The organism is Paenibacillus sp. BJ-4 (assembly GCF_020404765.1).
In the GTDB taxonomy this organism is placed as follows: Bacteria; Bacillota; Bacilli; order Paenibacillales; family Paenibacillaceae; genus Paenibacillus.
Genome location: NZ_JAIVEM010000011.1, coordinates 1 through 271, shown reverse-complemented (window position 1 = coordinate 271; position 271 = coordinate 1). Strand labels below are relative to the sequence as shown.

Here is a 271-nt window from a genome sequence, read left to right as displayed (position 1 = left end):
GATCGTCGGCATTCTCGCCGAGCGTTCGGTGGACTTGCTGGTGGCCGTGCTGGCCGTCTGGAAAGCGGGCGGGGCGTATGTGCCGCTCGACCCGGATTATCCGGCGGACCGCGTGCGGTTCATGCTTGAAGACAGCGGAGCGAAGGTGCTGCTGACGCAAACGCCGCTGCGAGAGCGTGCCGAAGCCTGGCTCGGCGAAGAGGAGCTGGCGCTGGCGGCGGTGCTGTACCTGGACGACGAAGCGTCGTACAGCGAGGAGCGGGCGAATGCG

The 271-nt window shown here is 67.5% G+C and carries 1 protein-coding gene; it reads left to right on the top strand.

Going from position 1 to position 271, the window contains the following annotated elements:
* A partial coding sequence (locus tag LCF57_RS04075) for an AMP-binding protein (RefSeq protein ID WP_225999569.1) occupies window positions 1-271 on the top strand: 271 nt, incomplete at both ends.